We start from the raw sequence: 22,224 nt of genomic DNA on the forward strand, positions 1-22,224 counted from the left end.
GACCACGGGCTTGCCCGTGGTTTTTCTTTTCACAGGTACAGGTTGTTATGCAAGAAACCAATAAGCTCAAACGCGGACTGAGCACGCGCCACATCCGTTTTATGGCGCTGGGATCGGCGATTGGCACCGGACTGTTCTACGGGTCGGCGGATGCCATCAAAATGGCGGGACCAAGCGTGCTGCTCGCCTATATTATCGGCGGTGCGGTGGCGTATATCATCATGCGCGCCCTCGGCGAGATGTCGGTGAACAATCCGCAGGCCAGCTCTTTCTCGCGCTATGCGCAGGATTATCTCGGGCCGCTGGCGGGCTACATCACCGGCTGGACCTACTGCTTTGAAATCCTGATTGTCGCCATTGCCGACGTTACCGCCTTCGGCATCTATATGGGCGTCTGGTTCCCGGACGTGCCGCACTGGATATGGGTGCTGAGCGTGGTGCTGATTATTGGTGCCGTCAACCTGATGAGCGTAAAGGTGTTCGGCGAAGTTGAGTTCTGGTTCTCTTTCTTTAAGGTCGCCACCATTGTCGTGATGATTATTGCCGGTTTCGCCATGATTTTCTGGGGCATCGGCAACGGCGGCCAGCCAACTGGCATTCATAACCTGTGGAGCAACGGCGGCTTCTTTGCCCACGGCGTGGTCGGCATGCTGCTGTCGCTGCAAATGGTGATGTTCGCCTACGGCGGCATTGAAATTATCGGCATCACCGCTGGCGAAGCCAAAGATCCGGCGCAGTCGATTCCGCGCGCTATTAACTCGGTGCCGATGCGTATTCTGGTGTTTTACGTCGGCACCCTGTTTGTGATTATGTCTATCTATCCGTGGAATCAGGTCGGCACCAGCGGCTCGCCTTTCGTTCTGACCTTCCAGCATCTGGGGATCGCGGCGGCCGCTTCTATCCTGAATTTTGTGGTGTTGACGGCCTCGCTGTCGGCGATTAACAGCGACGTGTTCGGCGTAGGCCGCATGCTGCACGGTATGGCGCAGCAGGGCCATGCGCCGAAAGTCTTTATGAAGGTCTCAGCGCGCGGCATTCCCTGGGTAACGGTGGTCGTGATGATGGCGGCGATGCTGGTGGCGGTCTATCTCAACTACCTGATGCCGGAAAAGGTCTTTCTGGTTATCGCCTCGCTGGCGACCTTCGCCACCGTCTGGGTGTGGATTATGATCCTGCTGTCGCAGATCGCCTTCCGCCGTAAGATTGGCAAAGAGGCGGCGAGTAAGCTGCGGTTTGCCGTGCCGGGCGGCGTCTGGACATCTCTGTTCGGCGTGTTGTTCCTGGGCTTTATCATTGCGCTGATCGGCTACTTCCCGGATACGCGCATTTCGCTCTATGTGGGAATGGTGTGGATCGTGCTGCTGCTGGCGGGCTATAAGCTGGTACGCAAGACTGCATAATCAGAGGGGGGCGATGCCCCCCTTAATCTTTCTGGCGCTCGGTCGGCGCCTGCCGTGTCTGGCGTTATGACGCCTCTGTCAGCCCACCTACCAGCGACTGCCCAGCGCGATTTCCACCCCCTGCGGGCTCAGATGGTTATCGTCGTAATAGAGCGGCAGACCCTGCCAGGTCACCAGACAGCCGCTGCGATTGCAAAGATTCTCCTGTAACGACACCACGCGCACGTCGCGCTGTTCATAGCTGTGCAGCAGCCGCGTCAAATCCGCTTCCGGCAGCGAATAGAGCCTGGTGCGTGCGTTCTGCGTCGGCAGAGGTTTCCAGTCGCTTAACCACTGGCTTAGCTCGCGGCGCAGCGGCATATTGCGGTTGTTGCTGTAGCGCAGAGGGTCCAGAGAGAGCGATGGTGCCTCCTCAATCAGCACCACTTTTTTGCCCGCCTGGCGCAGTTGGGCAATGACCCCGCCCATGCCCTGGTTCAGGGCGCTGAGGTTGTCTTTATCGGGATGAGTAAGATCGCGGTAGCCAGCGCCGGGCAGGGTTTCGATGCCTGACGCCCAGGAGGCGGCGATCACGACCTCATCGATGCGGTCGCTTAATAATTCTTTCATTACCGCCTCATTGAACGCTGCGCACTGGCTGGCGTGCGCCGGCTGCTGGTAAAGCGCGCGCGTAAAGCCCGCCGCCAGCAGCGGACAGGCGATTTTAGTGAACTGATAGAGCGGCTTATGCTGCGCTTCTGCGTAGCGTGCCACGGCGCTGCGCATCGCTGCTGCATGGCTGTCGCCTGCCAGCGCGATGCCGGGACGCGACGTCTCCGGCTGACAGCGTTTATCCGTCGAGGGCAGATTTGGGCCGGTATCAAGCAGGCAAGGATTCGCCTGGGCGTCAATTTTGTAGGTTTCGCTGCTGATCACTTTGTCGTTAACGCGCCAGGGGAGGCCGCCGCTGCTCCATACGCCCACCATTGCGGCGGCAGCGGCGAGCGAGATCAGGCAGTAGGCAGGAATGACGGCGCGCGGCGCGCTGGCCGGGCGGCGAAAGGGCTGTTCGACATAGCGCCAGGTCAGCCAGGCGATCCCCAGCGCCATCGCGCTGATGCTCAGTCCCTGGTTGACGCTGACCGGTCCGTCGCTGCAGATACGCGCCAGCGCCAGCAGCGGCCAGTGCCACAGATACCAGGAGTAGGAGAGTTTGCCGATAAAGCGCATCGGCGCATTTTCCAGCGCCAGACGGCTGAGCGCGCCGCGCGCCATAATAATCAGGCACGCCGCCAGCACCGGCAGCAGCGCCTGATAGCCGGGAAACGCGTCGCTTTTATTCAGCTTCAGGGCGCAGAAGGCGATGAGCGCCAGCCCGGCGAGGGTAAAGAGGCTGGCCCAGCCGCCGCCGACTGGTTTCGGCTTCCACAGTGCCAGCAGCACCCCGGCACCCAGCTCCCAGCCGCGCGTCGGCAGCAGATAGAAGGCCTGCGAACTCTCTTGCGGCGTCAGCCAGATGCAGCTCGCCAGAGACAGCAGGCTCAGCAGCGCCACCGCGACGAACATCGGGAGGCGCGCTCTGGCCGCCAGCAGCATTATGATCGGCAGCGCAATATAGAACTGCACTTCAATGCCGAGCGACCAGGTTGTCAGCAGCGGATTTAAATCTGCCGGGGCGCTGAAATAATCCGCGCCTTTTAGCAGAATAATATTGGGCACCGAGAGAAACAGGGCGAAGCTGTATTTCGCCAGCTGACTATATTCCAGCGGCGAGAGCAGGAAATAGCCGATAAAGAGCAGGCTGAACAGCATGGTCATCAGGGCAGGCGCAATGAGTCGAATACGTCGCAGAGCGAACTGAAAGAGTGAAAACTGGCCGGAGGCGATGTCGCGGCTGAGAAGAGAGCCGATAAGAAAGCCTGAAATAACAAAGGCGATGTCGACGCCCGTATAGCCGCCCGGCAACGTGCTGACACCTGCGTGGAACAGCACAACCATCAGGATCGCTATGGCGCGCAGGCCATCAATATCCGCGCGATAATCCGCAGGTAAGCGCGTTTTCATTATTGGGTTCCCCGAGTATCGGCAAAGGTAGTGAATACCGCTGATGCGCTGGCGCTGCCCATAAAGAAATCGGCGAATCCAGTCGCCGAAATAAGCAAATGACAAAATAAATAATGATAAAGGGATGATTGACGCCACTATATTAAGTCAAAAAAAGGCGATGAAATCATGCAGAGGGTGAATATAGAAAAGTCCGTAGCGGCGCTAAAAAAATGGTGTAGGGAAGGTTATGGATAAAAGGGCGACAGATAAGAAGCGTTACAGTGAGATAACGGCGGAATTAACGCGGGCAGGGTAACGACGCGACCTGCCAGCCGCGTCTCAGACGAAGGCGCTCTCCGTTTGCGACTACCCTTGCTCAACGGCAGCAGCGCCGAGCAGCGCATTAACTTGCGCATAGATGGCCGGGTTAGCAAGCAGCACCGGATTGCCGTTTTTCAGGCCGTTGTTGGCCAGATAGTCATTGGTAACGCCGCCCGCTTCGCGCATCAGCACGATACCCGGCAGGCTGTCCCAGGGATTCATATGCGCTTCGTAGTAGCCGATCAAACGGCCCGCGGCCGCCCAGGCGGTGGTGAGCGCGCCAGAGCCGATACGTACGAACATGCCGCCCTGTTCAAGCAGGCCCTGAATGAAACCGGCGGTTTGAGCCGCCGGCGCGCGGCTGGAGTTGCTTAACCCCAGCACGCCCTCGCTGAGGTGCTGCGCGCCGTGCGCCTGCAGGCGCGTCTCGTTGACCCAGGCGCCGCGGCCCGCACGGGCGTGAAACAGCTCCTGATGGTTTGGATCGCAGACGACACCGATTAGCGCTTCGCCGTCGCACAGTACGGCAAGCGAGACGCACCAGTTATGCAGGCCGTTGAGGAAGCAGGCGGTGCCGTCAATAGGGTCCACGACCCATACCCAGCGGGCACCTTCGACGTCGCCACCGCTCTCTTCGCCCAGCACCGCATCGTCCGGGAAACGTTCGGCGATAAGGGTTTTAATCAGCTCTTCAACGTTGCGATCCGCCTCGCTGACAACATCCTGTAAATCCCGCTTGTGTTCCACCACCAGCTGCTGGCGCTGCTGGTACCATGCATAGGCGCGGCTGGCCGCCGCGCGGGCGATTTCACAGGCATAGTGGTAACGTGCGTCTGTTTCGGTTTGTGAAGCGGATGACATCCTTTCCCTCTTATCATTTATCACAGGCTGAATCGATCACGGGCCGGAAATAACGCGCGGGGAGCGCGCTATTGTTAAGCAGGGTTTCATTAAGCCGGAAATGCGAAGTGCTGGCAAGTCGGGAAAAGATCAGAGCGTTTTGCTGCGCGCCAGCGTCATCAGGCGCGGATAGAAGCGGAAAAACAGCGTTTCCAGCAGGGCGTAGTGATCGGTGAAGTCCTGATAAGAGTCGCGCAGCGCAGCGAGGCGCGGCCGCCGCTGGGCCATGCCGTTGAGCACGCGCGCCATGCGCGTCGGCTCGGCATAGTGCTCAAACCAGCGTTCGCGCCACATCACCGCGTTCAGCGCCTGGAAGCTCTCCGGCGTGCCCGCCAGCTGCGGCACGACGCGCTGTTCGGCAAAGCGCGAGAAGGCGGCCAGCGTCATTTCGGGGCAGATCTGGTCCCAGTGGCGGGCGAGAAAGTGATCCCAGACCACGTCAAGCGTAATGGGCGCGACGCGACGCGTCTGCGGACGAAACAGCGGGCGCGCTTCCTGCACTTCAGGCAGCGCGTCAGTCATCGCATCCAGTCGGCGGTGCATCAGAATGCCGTCAGCGACCGGCATCGGCCACCGTTCGTGCGGATTTCCGCGCACGAAATCCGCCAGCAGGTTGCCGAGCAGCGAGCTTTCGGCGAGGTGGGCGAGGTGAAGATGAGCAAGAAAGTTCATGCCGCATTATAGCCAGAAGTGCGAACGCGCAGCCAGTTGTTCAGAATTGGCCGCTTTTCCGCTAAACTGTGCCGCCTGTTTTTATGCCTGAGTAAGAAGTTAGCCATGCGTGTTGCCGATTTTGCTTTTGAGTTGCCTGAATCCTTAATCGCCCACTATCCGCAGGCGCAGCGTAGCGGTTGTCGCTTGCTGTCGCTGGACGGTCCGAGCGGGCAGCTGACGCACGGGGTGTTTACCGACGTGCTGGAGAAGCTAAATCCCGGCGATCTGCTGGTATTCAACAATACGCGGGTGATCCCGGCGCGCGTCTATGGCCGTAAGGCGAGCGGCGGCAAAATCGAAATGCTGGTGGAGCGCATGCTGGACGAGAAGCGCGTGCTGGCGCACGTGCGCGCCTCCAAAGCGCCTAAGCCCGGCGCGCAGCTGCTGCTTGGCGATGACGAAAGCGTTAAAGCAACTATGGTGGCGCGCCACGATACGCTGTTTGAGATCGCGTTCGAAGACGACCGCGCGGTGCTGGATATCCTCAACAGCGTCGGCCATATGCCGCTGCCGCCCTATATCGATCGTCCTGATGAAGAGGCGGACCGCGAGCTTTACCAGACCGTCTACAGCGCCCGGCCCGGCGCGGTGGCGGCACCGACCGCCGGTCTGCATTTCGACGAGCCTTTGCTGGCCGCGCTGCGCGAGAAGGGCGTAGAGATGGCGTTCGTCACGCTGCACGTTGGCGCGGGCACCTTCCAGCCGGTACGCGTCGACAGCATTGAAGAGCATGTGATGCATTCCGAATATGCTGAGGTGCCGCAGGAGGTGGTTGATGCGGTGCTGGCGTGCAAAGCGCGAGGCAATAAAGTGGTCGCCGTCGGCACGACGTCGGTGCGCTCGCTGGAGAGCGCCGCGCAGGCGAGCAAAGAGGCGCTGATTGCGCCCTTCTTCGACGACACGCAGATCTTTATCTATCCGGGCTACGAATATCAGGTGATCGACGCGCTGATCACCAATTTCCACCTGCCGGAATCCACCCTGATTATGCTGGTGTCGGCGTTTGCCGGGTATCAGCATACTATGACGGCCTATCAGGCTGCCGTCGCCGAAGCCTATCGCTTCTTCAGCTATGGCGACGCAATGTTCATTACTAAAAATCCGCAGGCGCCGCACGAGAAAGTCGGCGCCTGATGACGTCCGGTTTACGGCTGCGCCGTAAACTGCTTGTTTAACCATCGCATCAGACTGTTTCTCTGATGGAGGCTTTGTGAAGTTTGAACTCGACACTACCGACGGGCGCGCGCGCCGTGGCCGTCTGATTTTCGATCGCGGCGTGGTGGAAACCCCGGCGTTTATGCCGGTGGGCACCTACGGCACAGTTAAAGGCATGACGCCGGAAGAGGTACAGGAGACCGGCGCGCAGATTATTCTCGGCAATACCTTTCATCTCTGGCTGCGTCCCGGCCAGGAGATCATGAAGCTGCACGGCGACCTGCACGACTTTATGCAGTGGAAAGGCCCGATCCTGACCGACTCCGGCGGCTTCCAGGTCTTCAGCCTTGGCGATATTCGTAAGATCACCGAAGCGGGTGTGCACTTCCGCAACCCGATCAACGGCGATCCGATCTTCCTCGATCCTGAAAAGTCGATGGAGATTCAGTTCGATCTGGGATCGGACATCGTGATGATCTTCGATGAGTGTACGCCATACCCGGCGGACTGGGACTACGCGAAACGCTCTATGGAGATGTCGCTGCGCTGGGCAAAACGCAGCCGCGACCGCTTCGACAGCTTGGGCAACAAGAACGCGCTGTTCGGCATTATTCAGGGTTCTGTTTACGAAGATTTACGTGATGTCTCGGTCAAAGGTCTGGTAGAGATTGGCTTTGATGGGTACGCTGTGGGCGGCCTGGCGGTGGGTGAGCCGAAAGAGGACATGCATCGCATCCTGGAGCACGTTTGTCCGCAGATCCCGCAGGATAAACCTCGTTACCTGATGGGCGTCGGCAAACCGGAAGATCTGGTGGAAGGCGTACGTCGCGGCATAGATATGTTCGACTGCGTGATGCCGACGCGCAACGCGCGCAACGGCCATCTGTTTGTCACCGACGGCGTGGTGAAAATCCGTAACGCGAAGCATAAAGACGACACCTCGCCGCTGGATGCGGAGTGTGATTGCTACACCTGTCGCAATTACAGCCGTGCCTACTTGCATCATCTTGATCGCTGTAACGAAATACTCGGCGCGCGCCTGAATACCATTCATAACCTGCGCTATTACCAGCGCCTGATGGCGGGTTTACGCCAGGCTATTGAAGAGGGTAAATTGGAGCGCTTTGTTAGCGAGTTCTACCAACGGACGGGCAAAGCGGTTCCGCCGTTAAACGTCTGATAATTTTATTAATGAGGGAAATTAAATGAGCTTTTTCATTTCTGACGCCGTGGCAGCCGCAGGTGCACCGTCGCAGGGAAGTCCGTATTCTCTGGTGATCATGCTAGTGGTGTTTGGCCTGATTTTTTACTTCATGATCCTGCGTCCGCAGCAGAAGCGTGCGAAAGAGCACAAAAAGCTGATGGAATCTATCTCCAAAGGTGACGAAGTGCTGACCAGCGGTGGCCTGGTAGGCCGCGTGACCAAAGTTTCCGACACGGGCTATGTTTCTATCGCCCTGAACGAGACCAACGAAGTGGTTATCAAACGTGATTTCGTGGCTGCCGTCCTGCCGAAAGGTACGATGAAGGCGCTCTAATATTTACTTCCCTAAGGGAACTGCCGTGTTAAATCGTTATCCTTTGTGGAAGTACGTGATGCTGGTCGTCGTCATTCTTGTCGGCCTGCTCTATGCGCTTCCCAACCTGTATGGTGAGGATCCGGCTGTTCAGATCACTGGCGCGCGCGGCGCCGCCGCCAGTGAGCAAACGCTGGATCAGATTCAGAACCTGTTAAAACAAGAGAATATCCAGAGCAAATCCCTCGCGCTGGAAAACGGCGCCATCCTGGCGCGCTTCGCCAATACGGATGTGCAGCTGCGCGCCCGTGAAGCGATTGTGAATAAGCTTGGCGAAAACTACGTCGTCGCGCTCAACCTTGCGCCAGCTACGCCGCGCTGGCTGAGCCTGCTGGCGGCTGAACCGATGAAGCTCGGTCTGGATCTGCGCGGCGGCGTGCACTTCCTGATGGAAGTGGATATGGACACCGCGCTGGGCAAGCTGCAGGAGCAGAATGCCGACAGCCTGCGCAGCGACCTGCGCGAAAAAAATATCCCTTATACCAACGTCAATAAAATCGCCAACTACGGCGTGGAAATCCGTTTCCGCGACGGCAACAGCCGCGATGAGGCGATTAACTGGCTGACTGCTCGCCATCGCGACCTGGTGATCTCTTCCAGCGGCAGCGATGCGCTGCGCGCGGTGATGAGCGATGCGCGCCTCAGCGAAGCGCGCGAGTACGCCGTTCAGCAGAACATCACTATCCTGCGTAACCGCGTTAACCAGCTCGGCGTCGCCGAACCGCTGGTGCAGCGTCAGGGAACTGACCGCATCGTGGTTGAACTGCCGGGCATCCAGGATACCGCGCGCGCCAAAGAGATCCTCGGCGCCACCGCTACTCTGGAATTCCGTCTGGTCAATACCACCGCCGATCCGACTGCCGCCGCCAACGGCCGCGTGCCGGGCGACTCGGAAGTGAAACAGACGCGTGAAGGCCAGCCGGTTGTGCTCTACAAGCGCGTGATCCTGACCGGTGACCACATCACCGACTCAACGTCCAGCATGGATGAGTACAACCAGCCGCAGGTGAATATCTCGCTGGACGGCGCGGGCGGCAATATCATGTCTACCTTCACCAAGGACAATATCGGCAAGCCGATGGCGACCCTGTTCGTGGAGTACAAAGACAGCGGTAAGAAAGACGCCAACGGCCGCGCGGTGCTGGTGAAGCAGGAAGAGGTGATTAACGTCGCCAATATCCAGTCTCGCCTTGGCAACAGCTTCCGCATCACCGGCATCAACAACCCGAACGAAGCGCGCCAGCTCTCGCTGCTGCTGCGTGCGGGCGCGCTGATTGCGCCGATTCAGATTGTGGAAGAGCGCACCATCGGCCCGACCATGGGTGCGCAGAATATCACGCAGGGGCTTGAAGCCTGCCTGTGGGGCCTGATCGCCTCCATTCTGTTTATGGTGGTGTTCTATAAGAAGTTCGGCCTGATCGCCACCAGCGCGCTGCTGTGCAACCTGGTGCTGATTGTCGGCATCATGTCGCTGCTGCCGGGTGCCACGCTTACCATGCCGGGTATCGCCGGTATCGTGCTGACGCTGGCGGTTGCGGTGGATGCGAACGTACTGATTAACGAGCGTATTAAGGAAGAGCTGAGAAACGGACGTTCCGTACAGCAGGCGATTCATGAAGGCTATAAAGGCGCCTTCTCCAGTATCGTCGACGCTAACGTAACGACGCTGATCAAGGTCATCATCCTGTATGCCGTTGGTACAGGTTCAATTAAAGGCTTTGCGATTACCACCGCTATTGGTATCGCCACCTCGATGTTTACCGCGATCGTTGGAACGCGCGCCATCGTGAACCTGGTGTACGGCGGCAAACGCATCAACAAGCTGTCTATCTGAGGAGTGCGTTGTGGCACAGGAATACAATATTGAACAGCTGAACCACGGGCGTAAAGTCGTCGACTTTATGCGCTGGGACACGCTGGCGTTTATTATCTCCGGCCTGCTGATCGTGGCGTCTGTCGCCATGGTCTCGGTGCGCGGTTTCAACTGGGGTCTCGATTTTACCGGTGGTACGGTGATCGAGATCGCGCTGGAGAAACCCGCAGAGCTGGATACGCTGCGTGACGGGCTGGAAAAAGCGGGTTATGCCGATCCTATCGTGCAGAACTTCGGCAGCAGCCGTGACGTGATGGTGCGCATGGCACCCATGGACGGTCCGGCTGGGCAGGAGTTGGGCAACAAGATCATTACCATCATCAATCAGACCACCCAGCAGAACGCGACGGTGAAGCGCATTGAGTTCGTCGGCCCGAGCGTGGGCAGCGACCTGGCGCAGGCGGGCGCGATGGCGCTGCTGTCGGCGCTGATTGCGATTCTGATCTATATCGGCTTCCGTTTTGAGTGGCGTCTGGCGCTCGGCACCGTACTGGCGCTGGCGCATGACGTGATCATCACCTGCGGCATTCTGTCGCTGGCGCATATCGAGATCGATCTGACTATTGTCGCCTCGCTGATGTCGGTGATCGGCTACTCGCTCAACGATAAAATCGTGGTGTCTGACCGTATTCGTGAGAACTTCCGCAAGATCCGTCGCGGCTCTTCTTACGATATCACCAACGTGTCGCTGACCCAGACGCTGAGCCGTACCCTGATCACCTCGCTGACCACCCTGGCGATGATCCTGATCCTGTTCATCTTTGGCGGCGCGCTGCTGAAAGGCTTCTCGCTGACGATGCTGATCGGTGTCACCATCGGCACCATTTCGTCGATTTATGTCTCTTCCGCGCTGGCGCTGAAGCTGGGCATGAAGCGCGAACATATGCTGGTGCAGAAGGTAGAGAAAGAGGGCGCGGATCAGCCTTCAATCATGCCGTAACGCGCGAGCGTGATAAAAAAACGGGCTGCCATCTGGCAGCCCGTTTTGTTTGGGAGCGGATAAGGAGGGGAAGGGGATCGCCCGCTCGCTCAGCGCTGTGATGCGTGCGCCGTTTTCCCTCTCCGTCCTCCGTGCCGCTCCTTACGGCGCGGCAGGAACGGCAGGGGCGTCGCCGACGACGTCATGCACGCGTACAAAGCCGATCTGCCCCGGCGCGAAGCCGCTCAGACGCAGCGGCACCGTTACCGAGGCGCGCGGCAGTAGCGTGGACGGCACCTCAATAGTCTGGCTCAGGCTGCTCGCCTCCAGCGGTTTGCCCGTCGCCGGGTCTCGCTCGCCCCACACCACGCGCGCGTGCAGCGCCGGAACGGCCTGACTCTCTGCCGCGCTAATGGTGAGGTGGGCGCGCGCGCCGTTGGCTTCCGCGGCAAGGCGCGTCAGCGAGAGGCGCAGCTTGCCGAGCTGCGTTTGCAGCTCCACCGGCGTGTTAGCCTGTGGCACCAGCCAGGCGCCCTGCGTCGAGTTGCTGTTAAGCTGCCCCTGGATTTCGATAGCGCTCGCCTGATTCGTCAGGTGGCGCATCTGCTGATTCAGCTGGCTCACTTCCTGATGCAGCTGATTCACTTTTGGGCTGGTAGGTGTCGAGCTACAGCCGCTTAACAGCGCTACCGTACACGCCAGCGGCGCCCAAACCGTCCTGATCATAAAGCGTTCCTTTTCCGTTATTTAGGAATACGTAATACCTGGCCTGGATAGATTTTATCAGGATGCGTCAGCATCGGTTTGTTGGCTTCGAAAATTTTGTTGTATTCGTTGGCGTTGCCATAAACGGTCTTAGAGATGGCGCTCAGCGTGTCGCCTTTTTTCACGGTGTAGAGCTCCGCTTCCGGCGCGTTATCGGTTGTTTTAACCTGGTCGTCGACTTTGGTGATGCCCGCGACGTTACCGGCCGCCACCAAAATTTTCTCTTTCAGCTCTTGAGAAATGCCGTCGCCGCTCACCGTTACGGTGTCGCCGTTTACCGCCACGTTCACTTTGTCGCTGTCCGGTAAGCCCAGTTGGTCGATGTGCTCCTTCAGCTTTTTGCTGGCGTCATCATGGCTGGATACTGCGTCCCACAGTTTTTCGCCTGCCTCTTTCACAAAGTTAAACAAACCCATATATCCTCCAGATTGTCGTGGTGTAAGCCGCCTTTCTGACGACATCATTAAGCATAGACTTTTTCTCGCTACGTCTCCTGCCGAAAGGCAAAAGTGGAAAGGCACGCTTATACATTTTGTTGACTTGCCATTCGCGCTACACTGTGTGGCCCATTTATTTAGCGTCAGGAACCGTCATGCACTGCCCATTTTGCTCAGCTGTGGACACGAAAGTCATTGATTCCCGTCTGGTTAGCGAAGGATCGTCCGTGCGGCGTCGCCGTCAGTGTCTGGTGTGCCATGAGCGTTTCACTACCTTCGAAGTGGCGGAGCTGGTGATGCCGCGGGTAGTGAAAAGCAATGACGTGCGCGAACCCTTTAACGAAGACAAGCTCAGCAGCGGCATGATGAAGGCGCTGGAGAAGCGTCCGGTGAGCGCCGATGCGGTCGAAAGCGCGGTAAACCATATCAAAACTCAGCTGCGCGCCACCGGCGAGCGGGAAATTCCCAGCAAGCTGATCGGCAATCTGGTGATGGACGAGCTGAAAAAGCTGGATAAGGTCGCCTATATCCGTTTCGCCTCGGTCTACCGCAGCTTTGAAGATATTCGCGATTTCGGCGCGGAGATCGCTAAGTTACAGGATTAACCATGACTGATGAACGCTATATGGCGCGCGCGCTGGAACTGGCGCGGCGCGGACGTTTCACAACGACGCCCAATCCCAACGTGGGCTGCGTTATCGTGCGCGACGGCGCGATAGTCGGCGAAGGGTGGCATCAACGTGCTGGTGAGCCGCATGCCGAAGTGCATGCGCTGCGCATGGCAGGTGACAGGGCGCGCGGCGCGACCGCTTACGTTACGCTGGAGCCTTGCAGCCATCACGGCCGCACGCCGCCGTGCTGCGACGCCTTGATCGCCGCCGGCGTCAGTCGCGTGGTCGCGGCGATGCAGGATCCCAATCCGCAGGTCGCCGGGCGCGGTCTCTACCGCCTGCAGCAGGCGGGCATCGCGGTGAGCCACGGCCTGATGATGGCGGAAGCGGAGGCGCTGAATCGCGGTTTCCTGAAGCGTATGCGCACCGGCTTTCCTTTTGTTCAGCTCAAGCTCGGCGCCTCGCTCGATGGCCGTACCGCCATGGCGAGCGGCGAAAGCCAGTGGATTACCTCGGCCGCCGCCCGTCGAGACGTGCAGCGTCTGCGCGCGCAAAGTTCCGCTATTCTCAGCAGCAGCAGCACCGTACTGGCGGATAATCCTTCGCTGACGGTGCGCTGGCCAGAGCTGGATGAAGCGTCGCGTTCGCTGCTGGACGAAGCTGCGCTGCGCCAGCCGCTGCGCGTAGTGGTGGACAGCCGCAACCGGGTTACGCCGCAGCATAAACTGATTACGCAGCCGGGTGAAACCTGGCTGATGCGCGCCGCGCCTGACGAGCAGCCCTGGCCGGAGAGCGTGACGCAGATAGCTGTGCCGCGGCGCGAAGAGCAGCTCGATCTGGTGGCGCTGATGATGCTGCTCGGCAAACGACAGGTGAACAGCCTGTGGGTCGAAGCGGGCGCGTCGCTGGCTGGCGCGCTGCTGCAGGCGGGCGTGGTGGATGAGCTGATTGTCTATCTGGCACCAACGCTGCTCGGCGACGCCGCGCGCGGCCTGTGTCAGCTGCCTGGCCTGCAGCGTCTGGCTGATGCGCCAGCCTTTTCATTCTGCGACGTGCGCCAGGTCGGCCCCGATCTGCGCCTGACGCTGACGCCGCGCTGACAGTGGCGGAAAAGCGAGAGCACGCCGCCAAAGAGTGTGATAGAATCCGCCCCCCTGCGGGGCCATAACAAAACCCTGAAAGGATAAGTATGAAAGTTATCGAAGCTGCTGTTGCCACGCCTGAGGCCAATGTTGCCATCGTCATCGCGCGTTTTAACAACTTCATCAACGACAGCCTGCTGGACGGCGCGATCGATGCCCTGAAGCGTATCGGTCAGGTGAAAGATGAAAACATCACCGTCGTCTGGGTTCCAGGCGCGTACGAACTGCCGCTGGCAGCCCGCGCGCTGGCGAACAGCGGCAAGCACGACGCCATTGTGGCGCTGGGCACCGTTATTCGCGGCGGCACCGCTCACTTTGAATATGTCGCCGGCGAAGCCAGCTCCGGCATCGCTAATGTCGCGATGACCAGCGAAATCCCGGTAACGTTCGGCGTGCTGACCACGGAAAATATCGAGCAGGCTATTGAGCGTGCCGGTACCAAAGCGGGTAACAAAGGCGCCGAAGCGGCCCTGACCGCACTCGAAATGATTAACGTATTGAAAGCCATCAAAGCCTGATTTTTGTAAGGGGAATTTTGTGAAACCTGCTGCTCGTCGCCGCGCCCGCGAGTGCGCTGTCCAGGCGCTCTACTCCTGGCAGTTGTCTAAAAACGACATTGCCGATGTGGAATACCAGTTTCTGGCGGAACAAGACGTCAAAGACGTCGACATTACCTATTTCCGCGAACTGCTGTCCGGTGTGGCGACCAACAGCGCGTATCTGGATGGGCTGATGAAACCTTACCTGTCGCGCCAGCTGGAAGAGCTGGGCCAGGTAGAAAAAGCAATCCTGCGTATTTCGCTGTATGAACTGAGCAAGCGCGATGATGTGCCCTATAAAGTGGCCATCAACGAAGGGATCGAGCTGGCGAAAGTGTTTGGCGCTGAAGACAGCCATAAGTTCGTCAACGGCGTGCTGGATAAAGCCGCTCCACAAATCAGACCCAATCGCAAATAAAGAAAAGGCCAGCTTGCTGGCCTTTTTTCATCAGTAAGCGGAACGCAATCATGTCCTGTGGCGAATTCGAACTCATCGCACGCTATTTCAATCGCAGAACCCGCAGCCGCCGGGATGTCGAAACCGGCATCGGCGACGACTGCGCGCTGATGAGCGTGCCAGAGAAACAGACGCTGGCGATCAGCACCGATACGCTGGTGGCGGGCGTCCACTTTTTACGCGATATCCATCCTGCCGATCTCGGCTATAAAGCGCTGGCGGTTAATCTCAGCGATCTGGCGGCGATGGGCGCCGATCCAGCGTGGCTGACGCTGGCGCTGACGCTGCCGGAGGTCGACGAGGCCTGGCTGAAAGCCTTCAGCGAAAGCCTGTTCGAGCTGCTGGAGTATTACGATATGCAGCTGGTAGGTGGCGATACCACGCGCGGTCCGTTGAGCCTGACGCTCGGCATTCACGGTCTGGTGCCGCAAGGACGCGCGCTGAAACGTTCCGGCGCGAAGCCGGGCGACTGGATCTACGTGACCGGCACGCTGGGCGACAGCGCGGCGGGTCTGGCGCTGCTGCAGCATCATCGACGTATCAACGATCCGGCGGTGCATGAAGTGCTGATTAAGCGCCATCTGCGGCCAATGCCGCGCATCCTGCAGGGACAGGCGCTGCGTTCGCTCGCCTCGGCGGCAATCGATATTTCCGACGGTCTGATTTCCGACCTCGGCCATATTCTCAAGGCGAGTGGCTGCGGCGCGCGGCTTAATCTCGACGCGCTGCCGCTGTCACCCGCGCTGCGCGACCACTTCGAGCCTGAGCAGGTGCAGCGCTGGGCGCTGAGCGGCGGCGAGGATTATGAGCTCTGCTTTACCGTACCGGAGATGAACCGCGGCGCGCTTGACGTCGCGCTGGGCCACCTTGGCGTGCCCTTTACCTGTATCGGGCAGCTGATGCCGGAATCAGAAGGGCTGACGCTGCTGGAGCATGGCAAACCGGTTACCTTCAGTCATAAGGGATTTGATCATTTTGACGCTAAATAAGGATGTGGCGAAAAGCCGTCTGCGCATGGGCAATCCCTGGCATCTGCTCGCCACCGGTTTCGGCAGCGGATTAAGCCCTTTTGTGCCAGGTACGATGGGATCGCTGGCGGCGATCCCTTTCTGGTGGCTGATGGCGCGGCTGCCGCAGGATCTCTACTCGCTGATCGTGCTGCTGGGGATCAGTCTTGGCGTATATCTCTGTCACCGCACCGCTAAAGATATGGGCGTGCACGATCACGGCAGCATTGTCTGGGATGAGTTTATCGGCATGTGGATTACGCTGATGGCGATCCCGGCGCATACCTGGCAGTGGGTGCTGGCCGGTTTTGTCATATTCCGCATTTTCGATATGTGGAAGCCCTGGCCGATCCGCTGGTTCGACCGCAACGTTCACGGCGGCATGGGGATTATGGTGGATGATATTATCGCCGGCGTGATCTCAGCGGCGCTGCTCTATGCGGCGGGGCGCTGGCTGGGATTCTAGGCTGGTATAACGTGCCCATGCGGGTGGCGTGGGCCGATCGCAAAGTCGCTCAAGACATCCATGCTCGCTCGGCCCGCGCCATCCCTGGCGCGGGACGCTTTGCTCTTCTGCCCACGCCACCCGCTTCCGCCAGGGTCGTGCGGCCTGAAAAAGAACCTTATTCGAATCCCACCACCGGATGAGGCTGATAGACCGTCTCCAGCTCGGCAATCTCCTCCGCGCTCAGCGTGACCTCAACTGCTTTCACAAGATCCGCTAACTGCTCGGTGCGCGATGCCCCGATAATCGGCGCGGTGACGGCGGGCTTATGCAGCAGCCAGGCGAGCGCGACCTGCGCGCGGCTGACGCCTTTCTGCGCGGCAATCGCCTCTACGCGCTGTGCGATAGCCGCATCGTTCTCTTCCGTGGCGCTGTAGAGGGTTTTGCCGAACTCATCCGATACCGAACGCGTTGTGGTCTCTCCCCAGGGACGCGTCAGCCTGCCGCGCGCCAGCGGGCTCCAGGGCAACACGGCGATATTCTCCGCCAGACAGAGCGGATGCATCTCGCGCTCCTCTTCGCGCTGAATCAGGTTGTACTGATCCTGCATGCTGACGAACTGCGCCCAGCCATGCTGGCGCTGCGTGTACACCGCTTTAGCGAACTGCCAGGCGTACATAGAAGAGGCGCCGATATAACGCGCTTTGCCCGCTTTCACCACGTCGCTCAGCGCTTCCAGCGTCTCTTCCAGCGGCGTTTCATAATCCCAGCGGTGAATTTGCAGCAGGTCGACATACTCCATATCCAGGCGCTGCAAACTGTCGTCGATCGACTGCATAATATTTTTGCGCGACAGACCCTGCGACAGATTGCTGAGCGGGAAGTAAACCTTGGTGGCGACCACAATATCCTCGCGCCGCGCGAACGCTTTCAGCGCGCGGCCGACAATCTCTTCACTGCTGCCATCGGAATAGCTGTTCGCGGTATCGAAAAAGTTGATGCCCGCTTCCAGCGCCTGGCGGATCAGCGGACGGCTGCTCTCTTCCGGCAGCGTCCAGGCGTGACGACCGCGATCCGGTTCGCCAAACGTCATACAGCCGAGACAGAGGCGGGAAACCTGAAGGTCGGTGTTGCCTAACTGCGTGGTTTTCATGAAGACTCCTGCTATGCATTAAACAATCAGCTAAGCATAGCAGGAGAGGAGGGCAGGGGATTTTACTGAGCGAGCCAGTCGCGAATTTGCTGCTGAATGCCTTGCGCGTCCAGCTGGTAATCGCGACGTACTTCATCCTGCGTGCCCTGCGGGATAAATTCGTCCGGCAGACCCAGGTTGAGCACCGACACGCGCAGGCGCTTCGCCATCACGGTCTCATTGACGCCGCTGCCCGCGCCGCCTTTGATCGCGCCTTCTTCCAGCGTGACCAGCGACTCATGGCTCTGCGCCAGCTCGGCGATCAGCGCCTCATCCAGCGGCTTAACGAAGCGCATATCTACCAGCGTGGCGTTGAGCGCGTCCGCCGCTTCCGCCGCCGCAGGCAGCAGGGTGCCGAAGTTGAGGATCGCCACCTTTTCGCCCTTGCGCTTCACCACGCCTTTGCCGAGCGGCAGGCTCTGCAGCGGCGTCAGCTCGACGCCGACCGCGTTGCCGCGCGGATAGCGCACCGCGCTCGGCCCGTCCTGATAGTGATAGCCGGTATAGAGCATCTGACGGCATTCGTTCTCGTCGCTCGGCGTCATAATCACCATCTCCGGCACGCAGCGCAGAAACGCGAGGTCGAATGCGCCCTGGTGCGTCTGGCCGTCGGCGCCGACGATGCCGCCGCGATCGATGGCGAACAGCACCGGCAGCTTCTGGATCGCCACGTCGTGGATCACCTGATCGTAGGCGCGCTGCAGGAAAGTCGAGTAGATCGCCACAATCGGCTTATAGCCGCCGATCGCCATACCGGCAGCGAACGTAACCGCGTGCTGTTCGGCAATCGCCACGTCGAAGTACTGGGACGGATAGCGTCGTGAAAACTCCACCATGCCGGAGCCTTCGCGCATCGCGGGCGTGACCGCCATTAGCTTCGGATCGTCCTGCGCCATTTCGCACAGCCAGTTACCGAAAATTTTAGAATAGCTGGGCAGACCCCCGGCGCTTTTAGGCAGCGCGCCGCTGGCGGGATCGAACTTCGGCACTGCGTGCCAGGCAATGGGATCTTCTTCTGCCGGCGCGTAGCCTTTGCCCTTTTTGGTCATAATATGCAGGAACTGCGGCCCTTTCAGGCTGCGCATGTTCTTCAGCGTGGTGACCAGCGTCAGGACGTCGTGACCGTCGACCGGGCCGATATAGTTAAAGCCCAGCTCTTCAAACAGCGTGCCTGGCACCACCATGCCTTTCAGGTGCTCTTCGGTGCGCTTCACCAGCTCTTTGATCGGCGGCAGTCCGCCCAGTACGCGTTTACCGCCTTCGCGCAGGCGCGAGTAGGTTTTGCCGGAGAGGATCTGCGCCAGACGGTTGTTCAGCGCGCCGACATTCTCAGAGATCGACATCTCGTTGTCGTTAAGGATCACCAGCATATCGGGCTTAATATCGCCCGCGTGGTTCATCGCCTCAAACGCCATACCGGCGGTGATTGCCCCGTCGCCGATGATACAGGCGGTGCGGCGACCCAGGCCTTCGCGCTCCGCCGCCGCCGCCATGCCCAGCCCGGCGCTGATCGAAGTCGAAGAGTGCCCGACGCTCAGCACGTCATATTCGCTCTCGCCGCGCCACGGGAAAGGGTGCAGGCCGTTTTTCTGGCGAATGGTGCCGATGCGATCGCGACGGCCGGTCAGAATTTTATGCGGGTAGGCCTGATGCCCGACGTCCCACACCAGGTGATCGAACGGGGTGTTATAGACGTAATGCAGCGCGACGGTCAGCTCGACGACGCCCAGACCCGAAGCGAAATGGCCGCTTGAGCGGCTCACGCTGTCCAGCAGGTATTGACGGAGTTCATCGCACAGCGCCGGAAGCGTCTCTTTCGGGAGAGAACGCAGCTCCTCAACGGTGCTTGCCTGCGCCAGTGTCGGGTATTTTGCAATATCAAAACTCATCAGAGACTCATTATGGAAGTTATTTGTCGCGTTCAATTATGAAGCTTGCCAGCGCCTGCAATGCTGTGGTGTCTAACGATTGCGCCGCAAGAATATCCAGCGCGCTCAGCGCTTGCTGGTGAAGCTCCCTGGCTTTCGCTCGGGCGTTATCAAGCCCCAGCAGCGACGGGTAGGTGCTTTTATCCAGATCCTGATCGGCACCCTGTTTTTTGCCGGTAACCGCGCTGTCGCCTACCACATCAAGAATATCGTCCTGCACCTGAAACGCGAGGCCGATCGCGTCAGCGTAGCGATCCAGCGCGGGCAGCGCGTCGCGTCCGCGTTCGCCTGCCGCGAGCGCGCCAAGGCGCACGGCGGCGCGGATCAGCGCGCCGGTTTTATGGCGATGGATCTGCTCCAGCTGTTCCAGCCCGACGCGCTGGCCTTCCGCCGCTAAATCGAGCGCCTGGCCGCCGCACATGCCCGCTACGCCGCTGGCGCGCGCCAGTTCGGCAATCATTGCGATGCGGCTTGCGTCGCTGACGCCCGGCATCGGCTCTTCGGCCAGAATAGAGAACGCCAGGGTTTGCAGCGCATCGCCTGCGAGTATCGCCGTATCTTCGCCATACTTAATATGGCAGGTCGGCTGGCCGCGGCGTAACGCGTCATCATCCATCGCTGGCAGGTCGTCATGGATCAGGGAGTAGGCGTGAATGCATTCCACGGCGGCGGCAGGCGCATCGAGGCTCGCCGGGTCCGCGTTAAACATTTCGCCGGTGGCGTAGACCAGAAAAGGACGCAGGCGTTTACCGCCCAATAATGCCCCATAACGCATGGCATTAACCAGAGGAGAACTCTGAAAGGGAAGCGGCTCTAACAAGCGCGACAGCGCAGCGTTTGCGCGTTCCGGATAAACGCTCAGCAGGTGAATAAAATCCATTACTCTTTTTCCGGTGTGAAGGCGCTGAGATCGGCCTCTTTATCGTCGCTGAGCAGAATGCGTACGCGCTGCTCGGCCTGTTGCAACGTTTGCTGACCGTTGCGCGCCAGCTGTACGCCGCGCTCAAACTCATTCAGCGCCTCTTCAAGCGGCAGCTCGCCGCTCTCCAGCCGGCTGACGATCTGCTCCAGCTGCTGTAAGGAGGTTTCAAAACTAGCGGGCGGTTCGGCTTTTTTCGGCATATTCAGTGTCGACTCACGTGTAAGACTTTATCTCGTAATCGGTCATGGTAGCGGAGAGCGTTTGATTAGCAAAATAATCAATGTGACTGCGGTTGCAGAAGCAGTCATCTGACAAAGGTGATATACTCTCGCGCCTCGGATGCGGATGCGCCCTTTAGCCCACAATTTTTGTGATTTTACCAGCTAAGTGCCGCGTGCTCGCACTTATTTGCCCAACGAATTCGTGTCGCCATGAAGTTTATCATCAAGTTATTTCCCGAAATCACCATCAAAAGTCAGTCGGTGCGATTGCGCTTTATTAAAATCCTCACCAGCAATATTCGCAACGTGCTGAAAACCGTCGGTGAGGATATCGCCGTGGTGCGTCACTGGGATCACATCGAAGTCCGTTCGAAAGACGAAGGGCTGCGCGGCGTGATTGTGGATGAGCTCACCCGCATTCCCGGCATTCACCATGTGCTGTCGGTCGAAGACCGTGCCTATACCGACGTGCACGATATTTTTGAGCAGACGCTGGCGCTCTATGGCGACAGCCTGCAAAACAAAAGCTTCTGCGTGCGCGTTAAGCGCCGCGGTAAACATGAGTTTAGCTCGCAGGACGTAGAGCGCTACGTCGGTGGCGGCCTGAATCAGCATATCGCCAGCGCGAAGGTGCAGCTCAACAAGCCGGACGTTACCGTGCATCTCGAAATCGAGAACGATCGCCTGCTGCTGATCACCGGGCGCTATGAGGGGCTGGGCGGCTTCCCGATCGGCACGCAGGAAGATGTGCTGTCGCTGATCTCTGGCGGATTCGACTCTGGCGTCTCCAGCTATATGCTGCTGCGCCGCGGCTGTCGCGTACACTACTGCTTCTTTAATCTCGGCGGCGCAGCGCATGAAATCGGCGTGCGTCAGGTCGCGCACTATATCTGGAACCGCTTCGGCCGCTCGCATCGCGTGCGCTTTGTAGCGATTAACTTTGAGCCGGTGGTCGGCGAGATTCTGGAAAAAGTGGATGACGGCCAGATGGGCGTGGTGCTGAAGCGCATGATGGTGCGTGCCGCGTCAATGGTCGCAGAGCGCTATGGCGTTCAGGCGCTGGTGACCGGCGAAGCGCTCGGCCAGGTATCCAGCCAGACGCTGACCAACCTGCGCCTGATCGATAACGCCTCCGATACCCTGATCCTGCGTCCGCTGATCTCGCACGATAAAGAGCACATCATCAAGGTGGCGCGCGACATCGGCACTGAAGATTTTGCCCGCACCATGCCGGAATATTGCGGCGTGATTTCTAAAAGCCCGACGGTAAAAGCGGTGAAAGCGAAGATTGAGGCGGAAGAGCAGCATTTCGACTTCAGCATTCTGCAGCGCGTGGTGGAAGAGGCGAGCAACGTCGATATTCGCGATATCGCCGAGCAGGCCGAAGAGGAAGTGGTGGAAGTTGAAACCGTGGACTCGTTCGGCAGCGACGATAGGGTGCTGGATATTCGCGCCATTGACGAGCAGGAAGATAAGCCGCTGGCGCTGCAGGGCACCGAGGTGAAATCGCTGCCGTTTTACAAGCTCAGCAGCCAGTTCGCCGATCTCGACCAGAGCAAAACCTGGCTGCTCTACTGCGATCGCGGCGTGATGAGCAAGCTGCAGGCGCTCTATCTGCATGAGCAGGGCTTTAAAAACGTGAAGGTTTATCGTCCGTAAAAGACGCTGTCCGTC

Annotated in this window: 22 protein-coding genes; 13 read left to right on the top strand and 9 right to left on the bottom strand. The window is 59.2% G+C overall.

Features of this window, described 5'->3' with window-relative positions; genetic code table 11:
- Nucleotides 1–47 precede the first annotated feature (47 nt).
- Complete coding sequence (gene proY, locus D7S44_RS00790; protein ID WP_120451254.1) at nt 48–1,400, top strand: proline-specific permease ProY; 1,353 nt, start codon at nt 48–50, stop codon at nt 1,398–1,400.
- 87 nt (nt 1,401–1,487) lie between these two features.
- Here proY and D7S44_RS00795 read toward each other — a convergent pair whose 3' ends face one another.
- From D7S44_RS00795 to D7S44_RS00805, 3 genes are all read right to left on the bottom strand, one after another.
- Nucleotides 1,488–3,443, bottom strand: coding sequence for an acyltransferase family protein (locus D7S44_RS00795; protein ID WP_120451255.1), 1,956 nt, complete (start codon nt 3,441–3,443; stop codon nt 1,488–1,490).
- Nucleotides 3,444–3,791: 348 nt separating this feature from the next.
- Entirely contained in the window at nt 3,792–4,607 is an 816-nt protein-coding gene (locus tag D7S44_RS00800) for an inositol monophosphatase family protein (protein WP_120451256.1), read from the bottom strand.
- Between the two features lie 129 nt (nt 4,608–4,736).
- Nucleotides 4,737–5,318 carry an ACP phosphodiesterase gene (locus tag D7S44_RS00805; RefSeq protein WP_120451257.1) on the bottom strand — a complete coding sequence of 194 codons (582 nt, stop codon included), beginning with the start codon at nt 5,316–5,318 and terminating at the stop codon, nt 4,737–4,739.
- Nucleotides 5,319–5,423: 105 nt separating this feature from the next.
- On the opposite strand from D7S44_RS00805, the gene queA reads away from it, so the two are divergent.
- The 5 genes from queA (at nt 5,424) to secF (ending at nt 10,905) form a co-directional block, all read left to right on the top strand.
- Nucleotides 5,424–6,494: a tRNA preQ1(34) S-adenosylmethionine ribosyltransferase-isomerase QueA gene (queA, locus tag D7S44_RS00810; protein ID WP_120451258.1), complete on the top strand. Its 1,071-nt coding sequence runs from the start codon at nt 5,424–5,426 to the stop codon at nt 6,492–6,494.
- 76 nt (nt 6,495–6,570) lie between these two features.
- Nucleotides 6,571–7,695 carry a tRNA guanosine(34) transglycosylase Tgt gene (gene tgt / locus D7S44_RS00815; protein WP_120451259.1) on the top strand — a complete coding sequence of 375 codons (1,125 nt, stop codon included), beginning with the start codon at nt 6,571–6,573 and terminating at the stop codon, nt 7,693–7,695.
- 25 nt (nt 7,696–7,720) lie between these two features.
- Nucleotides 7,721–8,053, top strand: coding sequence for a preprotein translocase subunit YajC (gene yajC / locus D7S44_RS00820; protein ID WP_120451260.1), 333 nt, complete (start codon nt 7,721–7,723; stop codon nt 8,051–8,053).
- Between the two features lie 25 nt (nt 8,054–8,078).
- Nucleotides 8,079–9,926 (top strand): protein translocase subunit SecD, encoded by a 1,848-nt coding sequence (secD, locus tag D7S44_RS00825; protein ID WP_120451261.1) that lies wholly within the window; start codon nt 8,079–8,081, stop codon nt 9,924–9,926.
- A gap of 10 nt (nt 9,927–9,936) precedes the next feature.
- Nucleotides 9,937–10,905 (top strand): protein translocase subunit SecF, encoded by a 969-nt coding sequence (gene secF, locus D7S44_RS00830; RefSeq protein ID WP_120451262.1) that lies wholly within the window; start codon nt 9,937–9,939, stop codon nt 10,903–10,905.
- A 141-nt stretch (nt 10,906–11,046) separates the two neighbouring features.
- On the opposite strand, the gene D7S44_RS00835 is transcribed toward secF, so the two are convergent.
- Nucleotides 11,047–11,610: a SadB/YajI family lipoprotein gene (locus tag D7S44_RS00835; RefSeq protein ID WP_120451263.1), complete on the bottom strand. Its 564-nt coding sequence runs from the start codon at nt 11,608–11,610 to the stop codon at nt 11,047–11,049.
- 17 nt (nt 11,611–11,627) lie between these two features.
- Entirely contained in the window at nt 11,628–12,065 is a 438-nt protein-coding gene (gene lysM, locus D7S44_RS00840; protein ID WP_120451264.1) for a peptidoglycan-binding protein LysM, read from the bottom strand.
- 176 nt (nt 12,066–12,241) lie between these two features.
- On the opposite strand from lysM, the gene nrdR reads away from it, so the two are divergent.
- The 6 genes from nrdR to pgpA all read left to right on the top strand — a co-directional run bounded on the left by nrdR (nt 12,242) and on the right by pgpA (nt 16,308).
- Nucleotides 12,242–12,691 carry a transcriptional regulator NrdR gene (nrdR, locus tag D7S44_RS00845; RefSeq protein WP_120451265.1) on the top strand — a complete coding sequence of 150 codons (450 nt, stop codon included), beginning with the start codon at nt 12,242–12,244 and terminating at the stop codon, nt 12,689–12,691.
- Nucleotides 12,692–12,693: 2 nt separating this feature from the next.
- Nucleotides 12,694–13,797: a bifunctional diaminohydroxyphosphoribosylaminopyrimidine deaminase/5-amino-6-(5-phosphoribosylamino)uracil reductase RibD gene (ribD, locus tag D7S44_RS00850; RefSeq protein WP_120451266.1), complete on the top strand. Its 1,104-nt coding sequence runs from the start codon at nt 12,694–12,696 to the stop codon at nt 13,795–13,797.
- A gap of 89 nt (nt 13,798–13,886) precedes the next feature.
- Nucleotides 13,887–14,357: a 6,7-dimethyl-8-ribityllumazine synthase gene (ribH, locus tag D7S44_RS00855; protein WP_103795113.1), complete on the top strand. Its 471-nt coding sequence runs from the start codon at nt 13,887–13,889 to the stop codon at nt 14,355–14,357.
- Nucleotides 14,358–14,376: 19 nt separating this feature from the next.
- The gene (gene nusB / locus D7S44_RS00860; protein ID WP_120451267.1) at nt 14,377–14,796 is read left to right on the top strand and encodes a transcription antitermination factor NusB; all 420 of its coding nucleotides are present in this window, start codon (nt 14,377–14,379) and stop codon (nt 14,794–14,796) included.
- Between the two features lie 50 nt (nt 14,797–14,846).
- Nucleotides 14,847–15,824 carry a thiamine-phosphate kinase gene (gene thiL / locus D7S44_RS00865; protein ID WP_120451268.1) on the top strand — a complete coding sequence of 326 codons (978 nt, stop codon included), beginning with the start codon at nt 14,847–14,849 and terminating at the stop codon, nt 15,822–15,824.
- Nucleotides 15,769–16,308 (top strand): phosphatidylglycerophosphatase A, encoded by a 540-nt coding sequence (gene pgpA / locus D7S44_RS00870; protein ID WP_371315516.1) that lies wholly within the window; start codon nt 15,769–15,771, stop codon nt 16,306–16,308. The genes thiL and pgpA overlap by 56 nt, the downstream gene beginning before the upstream one ends.
- Before the next feature lie 157 nt (nt 16,309–16,465).
- On the opposite strand, the gene D7S44_RS00875 is transcribed toward pgpA, so the two are convergent.
- The 4 genes from D7S44_RS00875 to xseB form a co-directional block, all read right to left on the bottom strand.
- Complete coding sequence (locus D7S44_RS00875; RefSeq protein ID WP_120451270.1) at nt 16,466–17,440, bottom strand: aldo/keto reductase; 975 nt, start codon at nt 17,438–17,440, stop codon at nt 16,466–16,468.
- A 62-nt stretch (nt 17,441–17,502) separates the two neighbouring features.
- Entirely contained in the window at nt 17,503–19,368 is a 1,866-nt protein-coding gene (gene dxs, locus D7S44_RS00880; RefSeq protein ID WP_120451271.1) for a 1-deoxy-D-xylulose-5-phosphate synthase, read from the bottom strand.
- Between the two features lie 19 nt (nt 19,369–19,387).
- Entirely contained in the window at nt 19,388–20,287 is a 900-nt protein-coding gene (gene ispA, locus D7S44_RS00885) for a (2E,6E)-farnesyl diphosphate synthase (RefSeq protein ID WP_120451272.1), read from the bottom strand.
- Entirely contained in the window at nt 20,287–20,529 is a 243-nt protein-coding gene (gene xseB, locus D7S44_RS00890; protein WP_120451273.1) for an exodeoxyribonuclease VII small subunit, read from the bottom strand. Before xseB ends, ispA begins: the two co-directional genes overlap by 1 nt.
- Before the next feature lie 231 nt (nt 20,530–20,760).
- On the opposite strand from xseB, the gene thiI reads away from it, so the two are divergent.
- Nucleotides 20,761–22,209, top strand: a complete 1,449-nt coding sequence (gene thiI / locus D7S44_RS00895; protein WP_120451274.1) for a tRNA uracil 4-sulfurtransferase ThiI — start codon at nt 20,761–20,763, stop codon at nt 22,207–22,209.
- Nucleotides 22,210–22,224 lie beyond the last annotated feature (15 nt).

This window comes from Pantoea piersonii, from assembly GCF_003612015.1.
Taxonomy (GTDB): Bacteria; Pseudomonadota; Gammaproteobacteria; order Enterobacterales; family Enterobacteriaceae; genus Pantoea; species Pantoea piersonii.